This is a genomic window from Vibrio sp. ECSMB14106 (genome assembly GCF_000972265.1).
In the GTDB taxonomy this organism is placed as follows: domain Bacteria; phylum Pseudomonadota; class Gammaproteobacteria; order Enterobacterales; family Vibrionaceae; genus Vibrio; species Vibrio kanaloae.
Map to the genome: position 1 here is coordinate 22,437 of NZ_LAUM01000023.1, position 21,835 is coordinate 44,271.

Below are 21,835 nucleotides of genomic sequence, written 5' to 3' on the forward strand. Positions count from 1 at the left end.
TTATTTAATGGAGCATATTAACATTATGGAATTTACGACGTATTGTTTAGTATTTGTAGGAAAAACCGAAGCTAAACATCCGAAGAAGTGATTATCTATCGTTAAAGCTTGGATATAAACTCATAGCTATTCTTTGTTATTCGTTTATTTAAATAATAAATATAAGGGCGAAATCATGACCGACGTCATTCGTGACTTCTTTAAAATGGAATCTGCTGGCGGCATCATACTAGTCATCGCTGCGGCGATCGCAATGTTTGTAGCAAATTCACCACTGAACGAAATGTACCAAGGTGTACTTCACAGTTACGTTCTTGGTATGTCTGTGTCTCACTGGATTAACGATGGCTTAATGGCTGTGTTCTTTCTTCTCATCGGTTTGGAAGTAAAGCGCGAACTTTTAGAAGGCGCATTAAAGTCTAAAGAAACAGCAATCTTCCCAGCTATCGCAGCCGTGGGCGGTATGCTAGCTCCTGCACTTATCTACGTGTTATTCAATTCTGGTAACCCAGAAGCCTTACAAGGTTGGGCTATCCCTGCAGCAACTGATATCGCATTCGCATTGGGTATAATGGCTCTACTAGGCAACCGTGTGCCAGTAAGTTTGAAGGTATTCTTACTTGCGTTGGCAATTATTGATGACCTTGGTGTTGTTGTCATTATTGCACTGTTTTATTCAAGCGATCTATCCACACTTGCATTAACTATTGGCTTTATTGCGACTGGCGTGCTGTTCATGTTAAACAACAAACATGTAACTAAGCTGAGTGTGTACCTAATTGTTGGGGCAATTCTTTGGTTCGCAGTACTGAAGTCTGGGGTTCACGCAACATTGGCAGGTGTAGTCATTGGTTTTGCTATCCCGCTGAAAGGTAACAAAGGGGAGCATTCTCCGCTGAAACATTTAGAGCATGCATTGCACCCATATGTAGCTTTTGCGATCTTGCCAATTTTTGCATTTGCAAATGCAGGTATTTCTTTGGAAGGCATCTCAATCTCAAGCTTAACAAGTATGTTGCCTTTAGGCATCGCTATGGGTTTATTGATTGGTAAGCCTCTTGGCATCTTTGCATTTAGCTGGGGTGCGGTGAAACTTGGTATCGCTAAGCTTCCTGAAGGTGTGAACTTTATGAACATTTTCGCAGTATCTGTGTTGTGCGGTATTGGTTTTACAATGTCAATCTTTATCTCTTCACTGGCGTTTGGCCCCACGAACGCGGAGTTTGATACGTTTGCTCGACTCGGTATCCTGATGGGGTCAACGACAGCTGCGATTTTGGGTTATATCTTACTGCGTCTGTCTCTACCGAAAACAAACCAACAGTAAGTGGGAATTTAATCGGTTCACCAAGTAACCAGAACCGAGTCACATGGGTATCACAATGATTCATGTGACAACAAATAAAAAAGCCGTGGAGGGTAACCCTATCACGGCTTTTTATCTTATTCTCTAGCAATTATTTTTCTAGCAACTAGTTGTGTCAGGCATTTTCTTGCTTCGTGCTGTTGCTTCTAAAGCCAAATCCATAAACCTTTAGAGACTAGAGTGTTACGCTACTTTTCAAGCGTGGTAAATATTGTCCACTCCTCGACGATTTGTTCACTTAGCCCTACTACCGTCGCCGTTACTTTTCGATTTAGTGCGTGAGACTTAGGGTCATCGCCATCTTTTTCTAAACGCTCTTCACCGTAGCCTATAACTCTCACTCGACTCGGGTCGACGCCATTTGATAACAATTCATCTTCAACTTGGTGAGCGCGTTTTTTCGATAACTCTAAGTTGTATTCACTAGCTCCCACCTTGCTTGCGTAACCTTGAATCTCAATAGACGCGCTTTGATAGGTTTCTAAGAACTCAGCCATGGTCGTGATTTGATCAGAGAAGATCGGGTTAACTTCAAACGAATCATTGGCAAACAGAATTCTCAACTGTCTGACGTCTTGCGAACGAACTGTCTCTCCGCAACCTTCATTGTCAACGAGTGACGTTTCAGGTGTACCGGGGCAAGTGTCTCGAGCATTAACCACGCCATCGTTATCATCGTCTTGCAGGTCGGAAATCTGTTCTGCTTCCGGCGTTTCGATGTAGGTCTCTTCATTTTGGTTAGAACATGCACATAACGTTATCGTTAAAGCAGAAAGTAATAAGTAAGGTGTCTTCATCATTAATACTCCACGGCCGTTGTCCACTCGTCTGGTATATCGACCAGTAGAGCGTTCAATAGAGAACCGGTAGCGTTCATTACACGATATTTAGCGTACTGTTCAGAGTAATGGGCATCCAAGTAATCTTTACGGGCTTCAAATAATTCATTCTCAGTGTTGAGCAAGTCAAGCAGAGTACGTTTACCTATTCGGTACTGTTTTTCATAAGCGATAACGGTTTCCGAAGCTGAATCTACGTGATCAGATAAGAAGTTCTTTTGTTGTAACGTAAGATCCAAAGCACTCCAAGATAGGCGAAGGCCCTCCTCTACTTGGCGGTAAGCACGATCTCTCAGATCTTTGGCTTTATTCAGTTGGTAAGCTGCCGATTCAGAGTTCGCACTGTCAGTACCACCGTTATAGAGGTTATATCGCATTCTTAACATTGCCAGAGTTTCTTGGCTCGAACCTTCATCCCCTCCAGCGTCATCACGCCATGATTGAGAAGCTTCAATAGAGAAAGTTGGGTAATTTACTCCCTTCGACTGCTTGTATTGGAAATATGCTGAATCAACATCTGCAGAAGCGACTTTGATGACGGGATGCTTATCCAAAGCATCAACAATGGCGTCTGTTAGTGACAAAGGAATCATAGAGATATCAGCTCTCGGGTAAACTAAGCCTAGCGGTTCTTGACCCACAATTCGTCTAAATTGGGTATGGGTATCAATCAAATTATTTTGCGCGGCCAATAAATTACCGTGAGCTTTTGCGATCCTAGCTTCTACTTGGGAAACGTCTGCCGTTGAGCCTATACCAGAATTAGCTCGTTTTTTGATGTCTTTATAGATTTTTTTGTGTATCGCAAGGTTACTTTCCGATAGGGCTAATACCTCCGTAGCTTTTACTGCATCTAGATAGATTTGGGTAACCTCAAGTGCTTTGTCTTCGGCGTCCGCGAGCAATTGCAAGCGAACCGATTCGGCTTCAGCGGCGGTGCGGTCAATGTCGTATAGAGTCGCGGAACCATCCCATAATAATTGAGTTAGGGATATCGTCGCTTCCTTTCTGGTTAGATCCGTATCAGGTCCGTTATTTGGTGCTGGGTTTATACCTTCGTAACCGATACCTGCATCTAGGTCGATACTAGGCTTATAAGCGCCACCAGAGGCGTCATTTTGTTTTTTTACGCTCACATACTCATTGAATATACTTTTTATCTCTGGATTCGTTGCCAAGGTGATCGCAACAGATTGTTCTAGAGTTTGAGCTGCAAGCGGTGTTGCAGTAATTAAGCAACACATGATGGATAGTTTAAACAATTTCAAAGTAGCTCTCCTTCTACTTTTATATGTTTTGACCATTCTCTCAGCAGTATTTTCTGCTTCATTGAGAGACAGACTGTATAAACGAAGCTTAGGACATATGTAAAAAAATGCGAAGTTTGTTTGTTTTTTTCATTGGTAAGTCGCTATTGCTATTGACTAATTTTAAAACTGCTATAACAACACTCATTTAGTGAGTTGATTATCAATAATGTCGGTACTAAATTTATTGTATGCGACAGCCATAATGCAGAACTGTGAGTAAGTCGGCGTTGAGGGTGTTCTGGGTAGAGGAAGTGGGAACTTAGATATGGGAAATATCAACCTAAATATACTAGGTCTTGCTAGCGGGAGTGTAGTGCTCGACGCTCAAGGCCAAGTTAGACGTTTGTCTCCGGGCGAACAACCAGCCGCTAGCGACGTAATTATCAGTTTTGATACTAGTGAAGAGAGTGTACCAAGTGTTTCTGCACGTTTTGTAGATAACCAGGGCCAACAAAATGTGCTAGATACTGATGATGCGATCGCTCAAGTACAACGTGCTATCGAAGAAGGGTTTGATCCAACTGAATTAGGAGAAGAATTTGATACTGGAGCCGGTGAGCAAGGTTCGAGTTTAACCAACAGCGGAAGAATAGAACGAACTGGTGCAGAGACTCTCGCTCAAACTAACTTTGAAACGGAAGGTTTTGAGTCGCAAGGGTTATCAGAGACCCAAAGTATTGCGTTGTTTGACATTATTGCGTTGGTGCTTGTCTCTGGAGAAACTAATGTATTTGAATTTGAGCTAGATGAACCAATTGAAACTGGGGGAGTTCTGACTACCGACCAACCAGATGTTGTTTTTCTGGCCAAAGAAGAAGAAGGGGAAAATGGACTAGGTTTATTTGTTATAAACGAAGATGGCACTTGGACCTTTGTTGCCAATAGCCCATTCAACGAACTCTCTGAAGGTGAGGAAATTCAAGATACCATTACTGTTCAAACCTCCGATGGGGGAGAACAAGTGATTAACGTAACTATTATTGGTACAGATGACCTTGCTGTTGCTACTAATGGCTCGGGAAGCGTAACAGAAGATGTTAACGTTGATGAACTGACAAATCAGCTCGAGACATCGGGTCAAATCACAATATCTGATGTCGATAATGAAACTCCGACCTTCTTGCTTGATGGCGATTTTGAACCTGAGGGGTCGACGAATCAATCACCGTTGGGAGCGTTGACTATTTCTCCGGGTGGAGAATGGACTTATGTCGTCAACAATGATGCTGTGCAGTACCTGGATGACGATGAGTTCGTTACCGAGGTTTACACTGTTACTGCGATTGACGGTACAACAAGCGAAGTCACGATTACCATCAATGGTGCGGATGATCCGTCGGAAATCACCGTTGGTGAAGGCGATTCGGATATGGGAGAAGTAACAGAGGATGTAGATGTTGATCTAGAAAGCAATAACTTGATGACCTCTGGGACACTTACCATTACAGATGTTGATGCCAATGATGTCGCGGCTTTTGAGCCCAACGGAACGTTTAATCCGGAAAGTTCGACCAATGAGACCGCGTTGGGTATGTTGACCATAACCGATGATGGAGCATGGACTTACGTCGTGGACAACGATGATGTGCAATACCTTGACGACGATGAGTTCGTTACCGAGGTTTACACTGTTACTGCAATTGACGGTACAACAAGCGAAGTCACGATTACCATCAATGGTGCGGATGATCCATCTGAAATTACCGTTGGTGAAGGTGACTCTGATACTGGAGAAGTGACCGAAGACTTGAATGTCGACTTAGAGACAAACGAACTCATGACGTCGGGTACTCTCACGATTTCCGATGTTGATACTAATGATATGCCGGCCTTTAAGCCTAATGGTGTGTTTACACCGGTGGGTTCTACCAATGCATTAGCACTGGGTATGTTAACTATCACACCTGAGGGGGCGTGGAGTTACGTGGTTGATAATGATGCCGTTCAATACCTAGGTGACGACGATACAGTTATTGAGAATTATGTGGTCACCGCAATTGATGGTGTTGAACATGTTATCGAAATAACGATCAATGGTGTTAACGATGCTCCTGAAGCAACGAGCTTTGTGGTGGTCAATGATGACGACGCCGTTATTCCTATTCTGTTCGACTCTGAAGATGGTGGCATGCCAGATTACATCTCAGACATAGAAGATGATTACAATGAGATCCCTTTAAATGTTCGTATTAATACTCTACCAACCAGTGGCACGCTTCTTTATACGGATGAAAATGGAGTCACGAGAGAGATAGTGCAGTCTGATGTGGATAACGGCGTGCTGTTTGTTCCAAATAATATTAGTTTTGTCGCTGGGGCTGGAGAGTTGTTTGAAATGGGCTTCAGTGGCGATCCTGAGGACATGCCTGACCTTGTCGATGGCTTCCATAATTGGGGAGTGGCGGTATCTCCAACAGAAAGACTGATCACCTTAGCCAACGGCAATACCATTACATTAACTATCGAAGATAATAATGACAAGCCACTTAAGCAGTATCAAGGTGAGCAGCCTCATGTTGGTTATGGGATTGGTGATACTGATGGTAGAGGTATGAACATGCAGGAGACCTTGATCATCGACTTTACCAACAACCCGCTTGATGTCGTTCACTTTGGATTAGATGGTATGGGAGGAGAGTTTAATACCAACAGCAGCGTACATATTGAAGTTATTTACACGTTTGCTGACGGGACAACGGCTAGCGAGCAATATCAAAAAGACGAAGGCGATACAGGAAACCAGCAGATTCTTTACGAGTTCAGCTACTCGTCACCAAGTAATCCTATTGTGGGTATGGAGCTTTCATCTTCGGGTGGTAACTGGGAGCTGCGTTATGTTCAAGGTAACGAGACTGTAACCGATGACCCTCAGTTTGACTATGTCGCCGTAGATTCAAGTGGCGCTGAAAGCACGGTCGAAACGGTGACCGTTGATACTGAAGAGCCACAACTATATAACGTGATTAGTGCTGCGAGTAACGAACCGCTGTTTGCTGTTGCTGGCAATGATTTATTGATTGGTGATAGTGAGGACAACATCTTTACTTGGTTAGACTCTGCGATCGATAACGGTACCGACATCATTAAAGGCTTTGATCTTTATACTAGTGGCGTAGGTGATTTAATTGACCTGAATGATCTCATTGAAGATCCACAAGATGAAACTCAAATGGCTGAGTTACTTAGTATGATTGAGGTGACGGTTGATGGTGAAGATATTGCACTGTCTATTCCAATTAATGGTGGGGGTGATGCTCAAACCATAATCATAGAAGGAATTACAACGGACATGGGGGCTTCAGTTGACCTTGGTAATGATCTCGCGATATTGGGAGAACTTATCAAAAACGATGCAGCTTAAGTAACCGTTAATTTAAATAACAATCAGTTAAGTCAATATCGCAACAACGTTAAGTAAGAGAAGAAAGCCTTCAATTTGGAGGCTTTCTTTTTCATCGAGCCATAATCTTTTGTGCTAAAAATCAAAAAAAAGCCCAAACCAACGTGGTTTGGGCGGATACAAGTCTAGGAGTTAATAAGGAAAATGCAGTAATTAAGAAAGCAGTGAGAAGCACAAGTTTGACGGCCTGTTAAACTTCTAAATACTCTGTTTTCTACCTAATTTATGACCTTCCATTTCCATTTCAGTTCCAAGAAAATTCATTATTTTTTTCTTTTTTTGTAAACACACATCGATTCAAGCGGTTAGTGCTGAGTTTTATTAACTGGTACGACCAATTTGTGAAAATGTGATGTTGCTTGCTTGTTAAATAAATGTACTAAGCGTATATTTCAAACAGTTGTTTAATACGAGTGATTGAAATGGCACCAAGAAGTACAACCAAAGACAAAATCTTAGATGTGGCTGAAGGCTTATTTGCTGAGCACGGTTTTAATGACACCTCTTTACGCACGATTACGAGTAAAGCGAATGTCAACTTAGCTTCAGTGAACTATCACTTTGGCGATAAGAAAACTTTGGTTCGTGCGGTTCTCAATCGTTATTTAGAGGCGTTTATGCCAGCACTGCAAGACGCTTTGGTGAACTTAAACTTGGACGAAACGTATTCAATGAATGATGTGTTTGAGTCTTTAAGACAACCACTAAGAGCCCTTAATGATGTTAGGCCTAATGGTACAAGCCGATTCATGTTACTTATCGGCAGAGGCTATACGGATGTGCAAGGGCATCTGCGTTGGTTCATTACTACTCGTTATAGCGAAGTACTTTCTTTATTTACGACGTCAGTAATGAAGGCGAATCCGAACCTCACTCAAGAACAGCTATTTTGGCGATTACACTTCACCTTAGGGACTTGTGTATTCACCATGGCATCAAGTCAGGCTCTGGTAGAAATTGCAGAAAATGACTACGACAGAAAGATAGATGCTAAGGCAGTGGTCGATATTCTTATTCCATATTTAGCCGCTGGCATGTCAGCAGAAGAATAAAACAATAAAAAGCGAAATATTCACAACCAATATAGTGAACAAAAGGATCTGAACTATGAGCTCTCTAAGACAAAAATGGGTAAGTGACCCAGCTTTTAAACTCTTTAAAAAAGTACTACCACCACTATCTAACACCGAAAAAGAAGCGATGGAAGCGGGTAGCGTGTGGTGGGACGGAGAGCTGTTTTCTGGTAAACCAGACTTCACTAAGCTGCACCAATACCCAAAACCTCAGCTGACAGTAGAAGAGCAATCGTTCATGGATAATGAACTTGAAACGTTGCTTGCTATGCTCGATGACCACCAAATCGTAAAAGAAGATCGAGACCTTCCTGAGGAGGTGTGGAACTTCTTACGCAAAGAGCGTTTCTTCTCGCTAATTATTGCGAAAGAGTACGGCGGTCGTGAATTTTCAGCACACGCCAACTCGACTATCGTAACTAAGATTGCGACTCGCAGTATCAGTACTGCGGTTTCGGTCATGGTTCCAAACTCTCTTGGTCCTGGTGAGCTGTTGTCTCACTACGGTACTCAAGATCAGAAAGACTACTGGCTACCGCGTCTTGCTGACGGTACAGATATTCCATGTTTCGCATTAACCGGCCCTGAAGCAGGTTCTGATGCGGGTGGTATCCCTGATGTCGGTACGGTATGTATGGGAATGTACGAAGGCAAAGAGACACTAGGCATCAAGCTTAGCTGGAATAAGCGTTACATTACGCTAGCACCAGTGGCAACGGTACTTGGTCTGGCTTTCAAACTACACGATCCAGAAAAACTACTGGGTGACAAAGAAGACATTGGTATCACTTGTGCGCTTATCCCAGCTGACCACGAAGGCGTTGTGATTGGTGAGCGTCATGACCCACTTGGTCTTGCGTTTATGAATGGTCCAACACGCGGTCACGATGTATTTATTCCTATGGAATGGCTAATCGGTGGCGCAGATTACGCAGGTAAAGGCTGGCGTATGCTGGTGGAATGTCTGTCTGCAGGTCGTGGTATCTCATTACCCGCACTGGGCACGGCGATGGGCCACCTAACCGCGAAAACGACTGGTGCGTACGCTTATGTTCGTAAGCAGTTCGGTATGTCGATTGGTAAATTTGAAGGTGTTGCAGAGAGCTTAGGCCGTATTGGTGGTTTAACGTATCTATTAGAAGCGACTCGTACACTGACAACCACTTCACTTGATATGAAAGAGAAGCCGGGTATCGTAACGGCAATCGCGAAGTATCACATGACAGAAATGGCTCGTACTATTCTGAATGACTCGATGGATATCCACTCAGGTCGTGCAATTCAAGATGGCCCAATGAACTACTTGGCTGCGCCTTACCTAGGTATTCCAGTTGCTATCACAGTAGAAGGTGCGAACATCCTAACTCGTAACCTGATGATCTTCGGTCAAGGTGCGACACGTTGTCACCCATACGTATTGAGCGAAATGGAAGCGGCAGCGAACCCAGACGAGAAGCAAGGTGCAAAAGACTTTGATAGCTTATTGTTCAAGCACATCTCACACGCAACTAAAAACACCTTCGGCGCTTTTGGTGCGGCACTAACAGGCTCTAAGTTCATTAAAGCCGACATGAGCGGCCCAACAAAACCTTACTACCAAGACCTGACTCGTTTAAGCCGTGCGCTTGCAGTCAGTGCGGATTTCGCAATGTTGACACTAGGTGGCGAACTGAAACGTAAAGAGCTTATCTCTGCACGTTTAGGTGATGGTCTAAGTTACCTATACATGGCGTCTGCTGCGCTTAAGAAGTATGAAGACGAAGGTCGTCAACAAGCTGACCTAGACTACGTACATTACGCGGTTCAACACTGTTTCCACAACGCGGCTAAATCGTTACAAGAAGCGTACCGTAACTTCCCGAACAAGATGGTTGGTAAGGTACTTAAAGGTCTAGTTTTCCCTGTTGGTAACCACTTCGAAAAACCGAGTGATAATCTAACAGTTCAACTAGCAGAGAGCTTGATGACTCCGGGAGCACACCGTGAACGTCTGACTCACCTTTGCTACATCGGCAAGGAAGAGGATGATAGTGTTGGCCTTATGGAGAACGCTTTCAATGCAATGTACAGCATTAAGCCTCTGGAGCGTAAAATCTTCAAAGCAGTGAAAGAAGGCAAAGTGGCTCGTAAAGGCTTGCTGGCAGACAAACTGGCTCAAGCACTTGCTGCCGATGTTCTAACGCAAGAAGAAGTCGACCAAATTGTTGCTGCTGATAAACTGCGTTACACAGCGATTCAAGTTGACCACTTCAGTCATGACTTTAGTGAAACTTTGACGCGAAAAGAGTTAAAACCTAAGCTAAATAGCGTTGCTTAGATAACGAAATGATAAAAGGCACCTAATCAGGTGCCTTTTTTGTTTTTGTCGTAGAAGTCGCAATAGAAGCGTTAACAAATGGTGACTTAGTCGGCAAATATCAGTTGAGTGCTCCAACCACTTGCATTTTCACCACATTTTTACAGAAATTAGATGCCATTTGCGCACGAAACTCTTATCCTTAACCTGATTTTTTAAGGAAGTTGAATATGATCATCAAACCTCGAATTCGCGGATTCATCTGTACTACAACACATCCAGTCGGTTGTGAAGCTAATGTAAAAGAACAAATAGCTTACACAAAAGCTCAAGGCCCAATCGCAAACGCACCTAAACGTGTACTCGTTGTTGGCTCTTCAAGTGGCTACGGCTTGTCTTCACGTATTGCGGCTGCATTTGGTGGCGGCGCTTCAACTATCGGTGTTTTCTTCGAGAAAGCCGGTACTGAGAAAAAACCTGGCACAGCTGGTTTTTACAACTCAGCAGCGTTCGACAAGTTAGCTAAAGAAGAAGGCCTGTATTCAAAAAGCCTTAACGGCGATGCTTTCTCTAACGAAGCGAAACAGAAAACAATTGATCTGATCAAAGAAGATCTAGGTCAAATCGATATGGTTGTGTACTCACTGGCATCTCCAGTGCGTAAAATGCCAGAGACTGGCGAAGTGATTCGTTCAGCTCTAAAACCTATCGGCGAAACGTACACATCAACAGCGGTTGATACCAACAAAGACGCCATCATTGAAGCAAGTGTTGAGCCTGCATCTGAAGAAGAAATCAAAGACACTGTTACAGTAATGGGCGGTGAAGATTGGGAACTTTGGATCAACGCTCTTTCTGAAGCGGGTGTTCTAGCTGACGGTTGTAAGACGGTTGCTTACAGCTACATCGGTACTGAACTAACGTGGCCAATCTACTGGGATGGCGCACTAGGTAAAGCTAAGATGGATCTAGATCGTGCAGCATCAGCGCTTAACGAGAAACTAGGCCAAACTGGCGGCACTGCAAACGTTGCTGTTCTTAAGTCTGTTGTGACTCAAGCAAGCTCTGCCATTCCTGTTATGCCTCTTTACATCGCTATGGTGTTCAAGAAGATGCGTGAAGAAGGTATTCACGAAGGTTGTATGGAACAGATCTTCCGTATGTTCAGCCAACGTCTATACAAAGAAGATGGCAGCGCAGCAGAAGTTGATGAAGTAAACCGTTTACGTCTAGATGACCTAGAACTTCGTGACGACATTCAAGAGCATTGTCGTAACCTATGGCCTCAAATCACAACTGAAAACCTAAAAGAGCTGACTGACTATGTAGAGTACAAAGAAGAGTTCTTGAAGCTGTTCGGTTTCGGTGTTGAAGGTGTGGATTACGAAGCTGACGTTAACCCAGCGGTTGAGTTTGATGTAGCTGACATCTAATCCCAACAATCGGTTCAAATGAAATAGGCGCTCATTGAGCGCCTATTTTTTTGTCTGTTGTTTGAGTAAAGAGGTAAAGGTCAGATAGGGAATTCGAGTTGCGAGATGCGAAGAGATTTAAGAGCAAGTGAAAGAGAAGAAGTAATAAAAAATGCACTAACCCAAAATGAACGAGTGCATTCGAAATATCTAAGCTAGATTGTCTTTAAAGTCTCAGACGCTAGCTAATGATGATGATAAAAGTACCTGCTAGGGTCATCAAAATATTCGCTATCGCGTAAGTCCCTGCGTAACCTAGTGCTGGGATGGTTGAGCGAGCGTGGCCATTGACTATGTCCATTGCCGGGGCGCAGGTTCGTGCGCCAATGATGGCTCCAAACAGCAGAGCACGGTTCATTTTCAAGACGTAAGCGCCAACTAAGTAAGCGAAGAAAACTGGCAGTACACTTACTATGAGAGCGATACCGATCACCTGGGGACCTACTTGAGTTATGTGCTCAAACATCTTTCCACCAGCACTTAAGCCAATACCAACCATAAAGAACATCAAGCCAAGATCTTTGACCATGTTTAACGCCCCTTGAGGAACGTAGCCAAAGGTAGGGTGGTTAGCTCTTAAAAACCCAAGCATGATACCTGATAGAAGAAGGCCTACAGCATTACCTAACCCAAATGAAACCTGACCAAATGTCATTGTGATCAAGCCGAATAAAATACCCAGAATGAAGAAGCTACAGAAAGCCATCAAGTCTGCCATTTGACTATGGATTGAGATGAAGCCTATTTGCTCCGCTAAGCCATGGACTCGACTTTTCTCACCACTGACTTGTAATACATCACCCTTAGAAAGCACAATGTTTAAGTCCATTGGCATCTCAATCTGAGCTCTTACTACTCGGTTTAGGAAACAGCCATACTCAGACAAATTCAGGTCCGACAGTCGTTTACCCGCGATACTGTCACTCTTAACGACGATCTCTTCTTCTACGATACGAAGATCAAGAAGGTTACGGTCGAAAACTTCTTTACCGTTACGGAAACTCGGGTCAAGACGCGCGTGGCTGTCTGGGAAACCAACCAAAGCAATCTCATCTCCTTCTTGCAGAATGGCATCACCATCAGGGTGGGCAAGGATACCATTACGGCGAATACGCTCGATGTAACAGCCGGTTTGACGATAGATACCCAGTTCACGCAGGTTCTTACCGCCTGTCCACGAAACAAGTTCTGGTCCCACACGGTAAGCACGAATAATTGGAAGGTAAACCTTACGTTGCCCTGAAGAACCCAGGCCACGCTCTTGAGCTATTTGCTCTGCTGAATCGTGCAGGTTTACTTTCTGAAGCTTTGGAATTAAACGGGCGAACATAATCATACTGATCAAGCCAACCAAGTAAGCCATTGCGTAACCGACAGAAAGGTTTTCAATGATCAGGCCTAAATCCATGTTCCTTGGTATTTCTGCAAGCCCGGAATTCAGAGCGTCTTGAGCTCCTACTAAGATTGGTGTTGCAGTCAAGGCTCCCGCCATCATACCTGCAGATAAACCAAACCCAAGACCAAGGTAGTGGCTGCTGAAGTAGGTTAATGCGATCGCGGTAGAAAGCACCACGAGGCTTAGAATGAGATAATGTTTACCGTCTCTGAAGAATATACCGAAGAAGTTTGGTCCTGCTTCAATACCTACACAATAGATAAAGAGCATAAAACCTATGGTGAGAGCGTCTGCGTTAAAGGAAAAACCAAGGTGCCCCATGATCAGGGAAGTTATAAGCACACCTATAGAGTTGCCAAGTTGGAGGCTACCAAATCGAATTTTGCCAATGGCAAGGCCAATCGACAAAACAACAAAGATGAGAAGGATAGGGTTTTGTTCTAGCAAAAAAACAACGTCGATATTCACAGTGGTCGCTCAATAATTGGCGTGGAACACAGGGGTAAGTTACAGAGGTGAATTGTATCTAAATATAAATAAATTATAAGCGGTATTTTGCCTTTTTACTTTAAATTTACTTCTACTTAGCTTGGGTCAGAAATAAAACAGCCCGCAAACAATTGCGGGCTGAGAAATATGCTAGAAAACTAGTTATAACTAAACAGAGTCTTAATCGAAAAGACCTAGGTTTTCTTTTGCGTATGCTTCAAATTCTGTGCAACCACCAATGTGGTCTTGATCGATGAAGATTTGTGGCACTGTGTCTACTGGCTTACCTACTGTTTTTTCTAGGTCTGCTTTGCTGATGCCTTCAGCATGAATATCAACATAACGATAGTTGAAGTCATCACGCTTAGCTTTAAGAGTTTCAGCATGCTCTTTTGCGCGGACACAAAATGGGCAAGCAGGGCGACCAAAAATAACTACAAACATTTCATTTCTCCTAAATACGGGATGAGGCTCGTTAACCTAAAATACGTCAACTATTCTTAAATGAATATGACTCAAAATTCTTGAATCCAACTATGCCTTAATGCATTAGGGAAATAAAGATGGAATTGCCTCTTAATACAATAGGTTTTGTCTATCAGAGCAAATAATGTTCATAAAAAAGATTGTGGTTGTTTTCCATGAATGATGCTCCATCATCAAAGGTTATTTTTGGAGATGGATCTGCATTGTCTCTGTTTAATCAATATGGCTGCAAAGTGCTATTGGTTACTGGTTTTACATTAGAGCGCTTGTGACTGTGAAGGGTTACAGTTCGACTACCTAATTGTATAAAGTTGATTCATCTCGTGTAAGGGCTATTAAAACCAATAAAAACGGAGCACTAGGCTCCGTTATTTAGTTCAACTTGTGTTCAGTTCCTGTCTTAGCAGTTTAGAACTGAGAGTATTTCTCGTAACGTGAATCACGCAGTGACTCTTTAACGCGTTTTAGGTTCTCTCTGAAACCAGAGCCACGACGAAGCGTAAAGCCTGTCGCTAACACATCAATAACCGTCATTTGGACAACACGGCTTGCCATTGGCATATAAACGTCAGTGTCTTCTGGAACATCCAGACAAATCGAAAGCGAGCTTGCTTTGTCTAAAGGAGAATCTTTTGCTGTGATAGCAATAACGGTTGCACCGTTTTCACGAGCTAGATTCGCGATCTCAACTTGGCTCTTTGTACGGCCAGTATGAGAGATAAGTACGATGACGTCGTTGTCACTGCAGTTAATGCAGCTCATTCGTTGCATCACGATGTCTTCGAAACACGTAATAGGGATATTAAAACGAATAAACTTATTTTGAGCATCTTTAGCGACGGCAGAAGAAGCACCCAGTCCGAAGAACGAAATGCGTTTTGCTTGAGTCAACAAGTCAACTGCGCGGTTGACTTGCATCGCATCTAAACTGTTTTTAGCTACGTCCAGACAGGCCATCGTCGATTCGAAAATCTTATGGGTATAAGCATCTGGGCCATCATCTTCCTCAACATTGCGGTTCACGTAAGGTGTACCGTTCGCCAAGCTTTGAGCCAGATGAAGTTTGAAGTCAGGGAAACCCTTTGTGTCTAAACGACGACAGAAACGGTTAACTGTAGGCTCACTCACGTCAGCCATTTTAGCTAAGGTAGCAATGCTAGAATGAATTGCAGTTTGAGGGGAAGCCATGATTACTTCGGCTACTTTACGCTCAGACTTGCTGAAATTTTCCAGGTTTTTTTGTATTTTTTCTAATGTATTCATAGTGTTCACAAGGGTATAGAGAACAACTTGCTAGTTAATATCTTTTACCAGGGGGTATGGCTGAAACAAATATCCGTAATGACAAAACCAGACTTATATTCGGTATTGTAAATACTGCTGCATCAAATAGATATCAAGCTAACTAGCACCGTAGAGTCAGTATAAACCCAACATACTATTTACTAATACAAAAACACGGCACGAATGCTTAAGAATATGACAAACCTCAACAAAATTTTAGAAAACTACAGAATTGGAAGAGGGTTTGAGCAAAAAGAATGCAATTTAAGTATGAACTGACAGCTTAGTTACATCAAAAAGAAAGAAATTTTCAATTTGATGCAACTAAAATTGAATGGCTATGCGCTTATTTGCACAATGAGTTTAGTGATTTTGCCCATTAAGTTAGGCGCTAGTTTAGAGATTTCACGCTGTTCTTCAAGCACTGAAGAGAGAATCTCCTTGCCCGTTAATGGGTTCGCTAACACTACGCGAAAAACGATGATCGGTTGATGTGCCCAAACTTCAGGGTTTAAGCGAGTTCGAGATACAAAAGATTTGCCTGTTTCACGTTGCTTCTTTTGAATAAACTTGGTGAGTTCATTAAGCAACTCATTCAATGCTACGCGTTGTTCTGGTTCCGCTTTAAGCAGTGCAGCTTTTACTGATTCAGGTATGTAGCGATAAGTTAGTAGGCAAAGCTCTGGTTCTGATACCAACTCGAAATCGCTTTGTTCTTTAATCAGGTCGGCGAAGTAGCGTGCTTTGTTGATGCTTTGATCGATAAGTAGCTCATAACCAGGTCGACTAATAATGTGCATCGAAGCATACACTAGCATCGCCATACCGGATCGAGAGCCTTCTAGAGTATGGCTACCTAGGTCTTTAGAGCCCTTACGCAGGATATATTGAGCGTGGTGTTCAATCGCCGTCATCGCATCTGGCTTCTTAAACAAAACCATGCCAGCACCCATAGGTATATAAAGCTGTTTATGCGCATCAATCGTAACTGAATCTGCCAGTTCAATACCATCAAGCAGATGACGATGGTTGTTAGACATCAGAGTCGCACCGCCCCAAGCCGCATCAACGTGGAAATGACAATCGGATTCGGCACACACCTTTGCAATGTTCCTTAACGGGTCGATATTACCGGTTTCGGTTGTTCCAGCTACACCAATGACCGCAAAAGGTTTGATCTTGTTCTGCTTGAGCTGCTCGATCTTCAATCTCAGGTCATCAGTGCAAATACGGTTGTCGTTATCCGTTTTAACCGATACCAAACCTTCTTGGCCAATACCAAGCACATCTGCAGCTTTCTTCAGAGAGTAGTGACCACGTTCAGAGACTAAGATGGCAAGGCCTTCGTAGTCGTAGTGCTTCATGGCTTTAAACAAGCCCTCTTTTTCCACACCTTTGAACGAACCTTGCGCTTTTAGTGCGTTGTTACGTGCAACCCAAAGCGCCGTAATGTTCGCGATGGTACCACCAGAACAAAACGCACCTAAAGAGTGGTTTGCGCTGTGCATCCAACGAGAATAAAACTGGTCATTATCTTGATAGATCAAGCGATGTAGCATGCCCAGAACTTGACGCTCTAGGGGAGTGAAAGCTTTGGAGGTCTCTATTTTTACTAGGTTTTGATTCAGCGCAATCATGATTTTAGAAAGCGGCATCAGGAAGTACGGCAACGCAGACGTCATATGGCCAATAAAACTTGGCGACGACGTATGGACCGAATGAGACACGAGAGAATCTAGGAGATGCTCAGTATGTTCTGAAACAAACTCAGGTTGCTCTGGGATATGAGCATTTGAAAAATCTTTCTCAATTTCACGTAGCGGCTTTTCTTCAGCCACAATATGTTCACGTAAGAACTGATTCAGGTTTCGTGAAAGTTTGTCTTCAATTTGAGTGAGTGTTGAATCTGGGCCTTCCGGTACCGTGAAGATACGTAGAAGACTGTCGAAGCTAACATCTGCTGTTTTTTGTTCCGTAACCATAGCAAGCGAGTTATTTTTCTAATATTGACGCGAGCGGAATAATCTAAACGAAAACGGGAACAATGTCCCGTCTTAATTATGAAATCCAACTTTTCAAAAAAGCATATTAAATGCGGGGTTATTTACACTTAATCGCTTCAAGTTTACTGATCGACTGGTTGTAACGCTGTAGCGCTGAGTCGATTTGCTTAGGGTGACTAAGCAGCTCTGCAAAGGCAGAACGTAGTTCGTAGTTTTGAGCGTGAGGCGTTGATTGGCGGTCATCGAACGTTGTTTTCGCGATTTTACCAAGCTCATCATCACGTGTTGATAGCGTTTTAATGTCGTGTTGCTCAAGTTGCAACCAGCCTTCTACAGGCTGCTCTGTTGCCACTTTGCTTGAATCGTTCACAAGGTAGTAGTTAACCGCAGCACGATTCAGCTCAAAGTGGTGCTTACGACCTTCTAGGAACCACTCACTCACTTCTGTTAGCTCTGGATACTGCTCAGAGGTTAATGCAGCAAGGTCGGCATACCAATTCAAAGAAGCGTCGATGTACGCATCATATTTTTTTGCTTGGCACTGGTTTGTCTCAGACATTGAATCTGCTGCAAAAGAGAAAGTAGAAGTTGAAGCTAGCAGTAATGCGACGCAAAGGCGTTTCATAGTGGTTCCTTTTGTAAGTTTATTCTTTTTATAACTTTGTCGTTACAGGTTACCGTGATCGTTATTTGTTGAGCAATGACACTTAGTGTCTTTTTATTTCGGTAACTGTATCGGTGTTTGGGCATTGGTATTCGAGTTGCATTCTAATCTAAAACAAACGCTATTCCTGCGATCTAGTTAGCAAGAGATACAAAGAACAACATCAATATCGGAACAAGCAAACTGAGGATAAAGCCACTGACGATAGCGATAGGCACACATCGAACGCCGCCTGTTGTTTGAATGACCGGTAGGGTGAAGTCCATCGCAGTCGCACCAGCATAACCAATGGAAGAGCATGGATAACTGCGAATCAGCACTGGAATCAGTACCAAGGCAACTAACTCTCTTAACAGTTCAAGCATGAAAGAAGCGCCACCATAGACAGGGCCAAAGGCGTCACCCATTAAGATACCAGCCAGAGAGTACCAACCAAATCCGGAAGACATTGCCAAGGCTTTGAACAGAGGGATATCTAGGATGTAAGCCGCGATTACACCACCTAACATTGAGGTGATGATAATGGTGATTGCGATAACCATGCCGTGCTTGTTGAGTAAGATCTGACGAAGTGTGAGTCCGCTATTACGCAGTTGAATGCCGATAAAGAACAGGAGAACAAACAAAATCCATTCGCTTGCGGTATCAACCCAATCAAGGCCAATAGGCAGCACTAAGCCAGCGATTAGCCCTGAACCCACCACTAAGATGAGTTTGGCAGATTCCATCGCCATAGAAGAGAGGGGAAGCTTCTTCTTGCTACTGTCGGTTTTGAGTGGCAATAACTTATCAATAGCGGGCAGTGCCATTAGGTTACAAACGCTTAAGCAGACAAAGAAAGTGACGGTATATAGAAGGATTGTCTGCAGATTACTGCCTAGGTTATCGAGGGCGGCTAAGCTTAGTCCCATCAACGCCAGAATCACGTAGATCAACCGCGATGTTGAGCGGTTGATAAATTCTAATGTCTGAGCGTTCGAAATTGCAAAAAGATACCCCACGACGAGTGGCGCAAATATAAAGATCATCCCTGTAAACATGCTTTCCCCATTGCATTTACTTCATATTACACTTACTTGTAATTTAACAGTGACTTAGAAGCCGCTAGTATTGATCACGTCGCTTAGCTTTGCATTAAAATCATGCTTGCTCAAGTTGCTTAATTTATAAAGCACCTCTGCACCTGTTACGTTTAGTTCAACTTCGTGATCATCGATGTTCTCATCCTTGTTTCTAAACATCAGCAGGTGGTTAGCGATTCGTGCAATATCCAAGTAAGACACTTCACGCTGTTCGTGGTTATTGATGGTATTGCTGCACACATCGATGAAATCACTGTCAAAACCCCAACGATTAAGTACCAGTTTACTGGTTGCAGAGCATTGGCCTTGGAAGATCTGTAGGGCAATGTCATGGTCTAGGTAGTTGCCGTTTTCGAGATAGAGGTGGTATTCATTAACCAAGCAGAACAAGCCGATGTCGGCCAGTAACCCAACAAGCAATGATTTCTCGTGCTCAAGGTAGCGATATTCAACAGGCGAAAGCGCTTTGAATCCGTTAGTCACTAGTACCATAGTGGCGCCTAGCTCTTTGGATACAGAAGCACTCTGAACCAACAACTGATTACACTCTTTACTTAGATCTACGGAATGCTTGAGTTGTTCAATAGCCTGTGCAGTAACGATGTCTCGTACTCTTAATATGCCAAGACGCGATACCGCCGTCATGATATCGACGCAAGTAATGTTGCGTCGGTTAAAGACGACTGAGTTAGCGACACGAATCACGATAGCAGTGAGGCCTGGGTCTTCAAGTAAGCACTCGGCAACTTCGCTAATCCCCGTTGATTCAAGGGTACACAGCTTTTGAATCTTCAGTACAACGTTAGGGATAGGAGGAAGTGTTATTTTTCCCGCTGAGATAGAATGTCCAACAAGTTGAGCAAACTCTGATTCCAGACCCTTTAAGAGAAGAGCCTTATTTTGTGGTAGCCAGAAAAACGATAAATGATTCATATAAGAAGTAACCCTATGTATGTCATACCATTTTACAAGCCGCGATGCTGCGAGGCAATACTGATTGGATCATATAAACTCCAGAAACTTGAACCGATGTATCACGGAACGTCAAGATTCAAGCTTAGCTCGATAGTTTATTGTGATGTCAATCATGATTAAAGCGAATGCATATTGGATTGATGTGAACTAGGTCCAGACTTATTTTTCTTTTCAAAGTATCATTTATTTAAAGGTGGAAAACGCAACTATAATATTCACCTAACTATAATAGATAGATTTAAATTTTTCGCATAAAAAGCTGCTTGTCTGGTGATCAACCTAATCGGGGTAATTTGATTAAGGATCAACGGAAATGACAGAGACAGCATTTATTAACTACGTGAATCAATTTGGCAAACATCAAAAACGTTCTATGTTTGGAGGTCTTGGCCTTTTTCAAAACGACGCTATGTTCGCTTTATTGACAGGAGGTTGTTTATTCATTAGAGGTGGTAATTCATTAGATAAAAAACTGACGGACCTTGATTGTGAAAAATATCGCCATGTTAAAAAGCAGACAATAGCAACGGTAAATTATTACGATATTACTGACCTGTTTACATGTGAACATCCTGAATTGGATAGCATTATTCGTACTTCAATCGATAATTCAATACAGCAACGTAGTTTCAAAAAATCTTCAGCGAGCCGCAGGTTAAGAGATCTGCCCAACATGCAACTTACACTAGAACGTATGGTGAAAAAAGCTGGTGTGGATGATGTTTCAATGTTTATGCAGTTGGGTGCGCCTGAAGTGTTTAATAAGGTTCGCAAAGCGTACGGAAATGATGTTGACTTAAAACTACTTTGGAAATTTGCAGGTGCAATTGATGGTATCCATTGGAAGCTGTTGCAAGAGCCACGCAAGCAGCAATTATTAAAGAGCTGCCATTAAAGAAACCCTCCTTATATGCTTAAGATTACTGTAAATAAATAAAAACCGAGGAATGTCCTCGGTTTTTTTGTTTCTGGCTTAACCTTCCTAATAAGAAAAGTAAGTGCTCATTGGAGCTGGCTCGTTGAGTTTTAGAACTTGAAACGAGTAGTGAACATTACCTGATCACCGTAGAAGTCGTTGATACGCGCTTCAGCACCGATAGAGAATAGTTCAGTAGAGTGGAAACGTGCGTAAACAGAACCTGTCCAATCATCGTTGTCATCGATAGAAACGTAACCACCTTTACCACCAACCTCTAGTTGTGGACCAAGCCATTGACGAACACCAACGTTGATCTCCATACCGATATCAGTAGAGCTTGAATTTTCAGGCTGAACGATGCGCGCTAGCATTTCACCTGTTAGATCAGCCCAGTTGTTGATTGGTGCGTGGAAACCAAGACCTACAGCTGAGTCGTAATCGCCTTCAAATTCTGAATCGATACGCGCCACAGCGTGAGCATTCGGATGGATTGACTTACTGAACGCACCACCAAATGTAACTGGGCTAGCACCGATACGTGCTTCGAAGTAATCGTAGCTGAAGTTGCTCATTACTTGTGGTTGTTCATCGACAGCTAGCGCTTGACTAGAAGCCAATAGCATAGCGGTAGTAAGTAGTATTTTGCGCATAACGATCGTAAACCTTTATTAGTGTTAATTCCTTTGGTTTGAGAAAAATCAGGCAAACCATAAACATCAAGATAGTTTAATCTAACTCACGGAAAAGTAATCCATAAAAATGCCAATCATTTGTTATTCGA

The 21,835-nt window shown here is 43.0% G+C and carries 16 protein-coding genes; 6 read left to right on the plus strand and 10 right to left on the minus strand.

All coding sequences use genetic code 11. The features are described 5' to 3' along the window. Positions 1-175 precede the first annotated feature (175 nt). Positions 176-1,327 carry a Na+/H+ antiporter NhaA gene (gene nhaA / locus WR49_RS15355; protein ID WP_017057565.1) on the plus strand — a complete coding sequence of 384 codons (1,152 nt, stop codon included), beginning with the start codon at positions 176-178 and terminating at the stop codon, positions 1,325-1,327. Positions 1,328-1,554: 227 nt separating this feature from the next. On the opposite strand, the gene WR49_RS15360 is transcribed toward nhaA, so the two are convergent. Together WR49_RS15360 and WR49_RS15365 are read right to left on the minus strand one after the other, a co-directional pair. Beyond that, positions 1,555-2,166, minus strand: a complete 612-nt coding sequence (locus WR49_RS15360; protein ID WP_017057564.1) for an OmpA family protein — start codon at positions 2,164-2,166, stop codon at positions 1,555-1,557. Beyond that, on the minus strand, positions 2,166-3,473 hold the full coding sequence (locus WR49_RS15365) for a TolC family outer membrane protein (protein ID WP_046224598.1): 1,308 nt from the start codon (positions 3,471-3,473) through the stop codon (positions 2,166-2,168). The genes WR49_RS15360 and WR49_RS15365 overlap by 1 nt, the downstream gene beginning before the upstream one ends. Positions 3,474-3,780: 307 nt before the next feature. On the opposite strand from WR49_RS15365, the gene WR49_RS15370 reads away from it, so the two are divergent. The 4 genes from WR49_RS15370 (at position 3,781) to fabV (ending at position 11,717) form a co-directional block, all read left to right on the plus strand. Continuing rightward, the gene (locus tag WR49_RS15370) at positions 3,781-6,876 is read left to right on the plus strand and encodes a VCBS domain-containing protein (protein WP_046224599.1); all 3,096 of its coding nucleotides are present in this window, start codon (positions 3,781-3,783) and stop codon (positions 6,874-6,876) included. 461 nt (positions 6,877-7,337) lie between these two features. Next, positions 7,338-7,967, plus strand: a complete 630-nt coding sequence (locus WR49_RS15375; RefSeq protein WP_046224600.1) for a TetR/AcrR family transcriptional regulator — start codon at positions 7,338-7,340, stop codon at positions 7,965-7,967. 55 nt (positions 7,968-8,022) lie between these two features. Then, positions 8,023-10,305 (plus strand): acyl-CoA dehydrogenase, encoded by a 2,283-nt coding sequence (locus WR49_RS15380; protein WP_046224601.1) that lies wholly within the window; start codon positions 8,023-8,025, stop codon positions 10,303-10,305. 209 nt (positions 10,306-10,514) lie between these two features. Beyond that, positions 10,515-11,717: an enoyl-ACP reductase FabV gene (gene fabV, locus WR49_RS15385; RefSeq protein ID WP_046224602.1), complete on the plus strand. Its 1,203-nt coding sequence runs from the start codon at positions 10,515-10,517 to the stop codon at positions 11,715-11,717. 220 nt (positions 11,718-11,937) lie between these two features. Here the strand turns inward: fabV and WR49_RS15390 are convergent, their stop codons facing one another. The 7 genes from WR49_RS15390 to WR49_RS15420 all read right to left on the minus strand — a co-directional run bounded on the left by WR49_RS15390 (position 11,938) and on the right by WR49_RS15420 (position 20,093). Continuing rightward, entirely contained in the window at positions 11,938-13,620 is a 1,683-nt protein-coding gene (locus WR49_RS15390; RefSeq protein ID WP_017057558.1) for an aspartate:alanine antiporter, read from the minus strand. Between the two features lie 201 nt (positions 13,621-13,821). Further along, positions 13,822-14,085, minus strand: coding sequence for a GrxA family glutaredoxin (locus WR49_RS15395; protein WP_009847069.1), 264 nt, complete (start codon positions 14,083-14,085; stop codon positions 13,822-13,824). A gap of 450 nt (positions 14,086-14,535) precedes the next feature. Then, on the minus strand, positions 14,536-15,390 hold the full coding sequence (locus WR49_RS15400; RefSeq protein ID WP_017057557.1) for a MurR/RpiR family transcriptional regulator: 855 nt from the start codon (positions 15,388-15,390) through the stop codon (positions 14,536-14,538). Between the two features lie 359 nt (positions 15,391-15,749). Further along, a complete protein-coding gene (panP, locus tag WR49_RS15405) occupies positions 15,750-17,393 on the minus strand; it encodes a pyridoxal-dependent aspartate 1-decarboxylase PanP (RefSeq protein ID WP_046224603.1) in 1,644 nt (547 codons plus the stop codon). Positions 17,394-17,511: 118 nt separating this feature from the next. Further along, entirely contained in the window at positions 17,512-18,039 is a 528-nt protein-coding gene (locus tag WR49_RS15410; RefSeq protein ID WP_017065407.1) for a hypothetical protein, read from the minus strand. Between the two features lie 173 nt (positions 18,040-18,212). Then, positions 18,213-19,118, minus strand: a complete 906-nt coding sequence (locus WR49_RS15415; protein WP_046224604.1) for a lysine exporter LysO family protein — start codon at positions 19,116-19,118, stop codon at positions 18,213-18,215. A gap of 54 nt (positions 19,119-19,172) precedes the next feature. Continuing rightward, positions 19,173-20,093: an HDOD domain-containing protein gene (locus tag WR49_RS15420; RefSeq protein ID WP_046224605.1), complete on the minus strand. Its 921-nt coding sequence runs from the start codon at positions 20,091-20,093 to the stop codon at positions 19,173-19,175. A gap of 355 nt (positions 20,094-20,448) precedes the next feature. Between WR49_RS15420 and WR49_RS15425 the strand changes: the two genes are divergently transcribed. After that, positions 20,449-21,030, plus strand: coding sequence for a TfoX/Sxy family DNA transformation protein (locus WR49_RS15425; protein ID WP_017057552.1), 582 nt, complete (start codon positions 20,449-20,451; stop codon positions 21,028-21,030). A 131-nt stretch (positions 21,031-21,161) separates the two neighbouring features. Here the strand turns inward: WR49_RS15425 and WR49_RS15430 are convergent, their stop codons facing one another. Then, positions 21,162-21,704: a hypothetical protein gene (locus WR49_RS15430; RefSeq protein WP_017057551.1), complete on the minus strand. Its 543-nt coding sequence runs from the start codon at positions 21,702-21,704 to the stop codon at positions 21,162-21,164. Positions 21,705-21,835 lie beyond the last annotated feature (131 nt).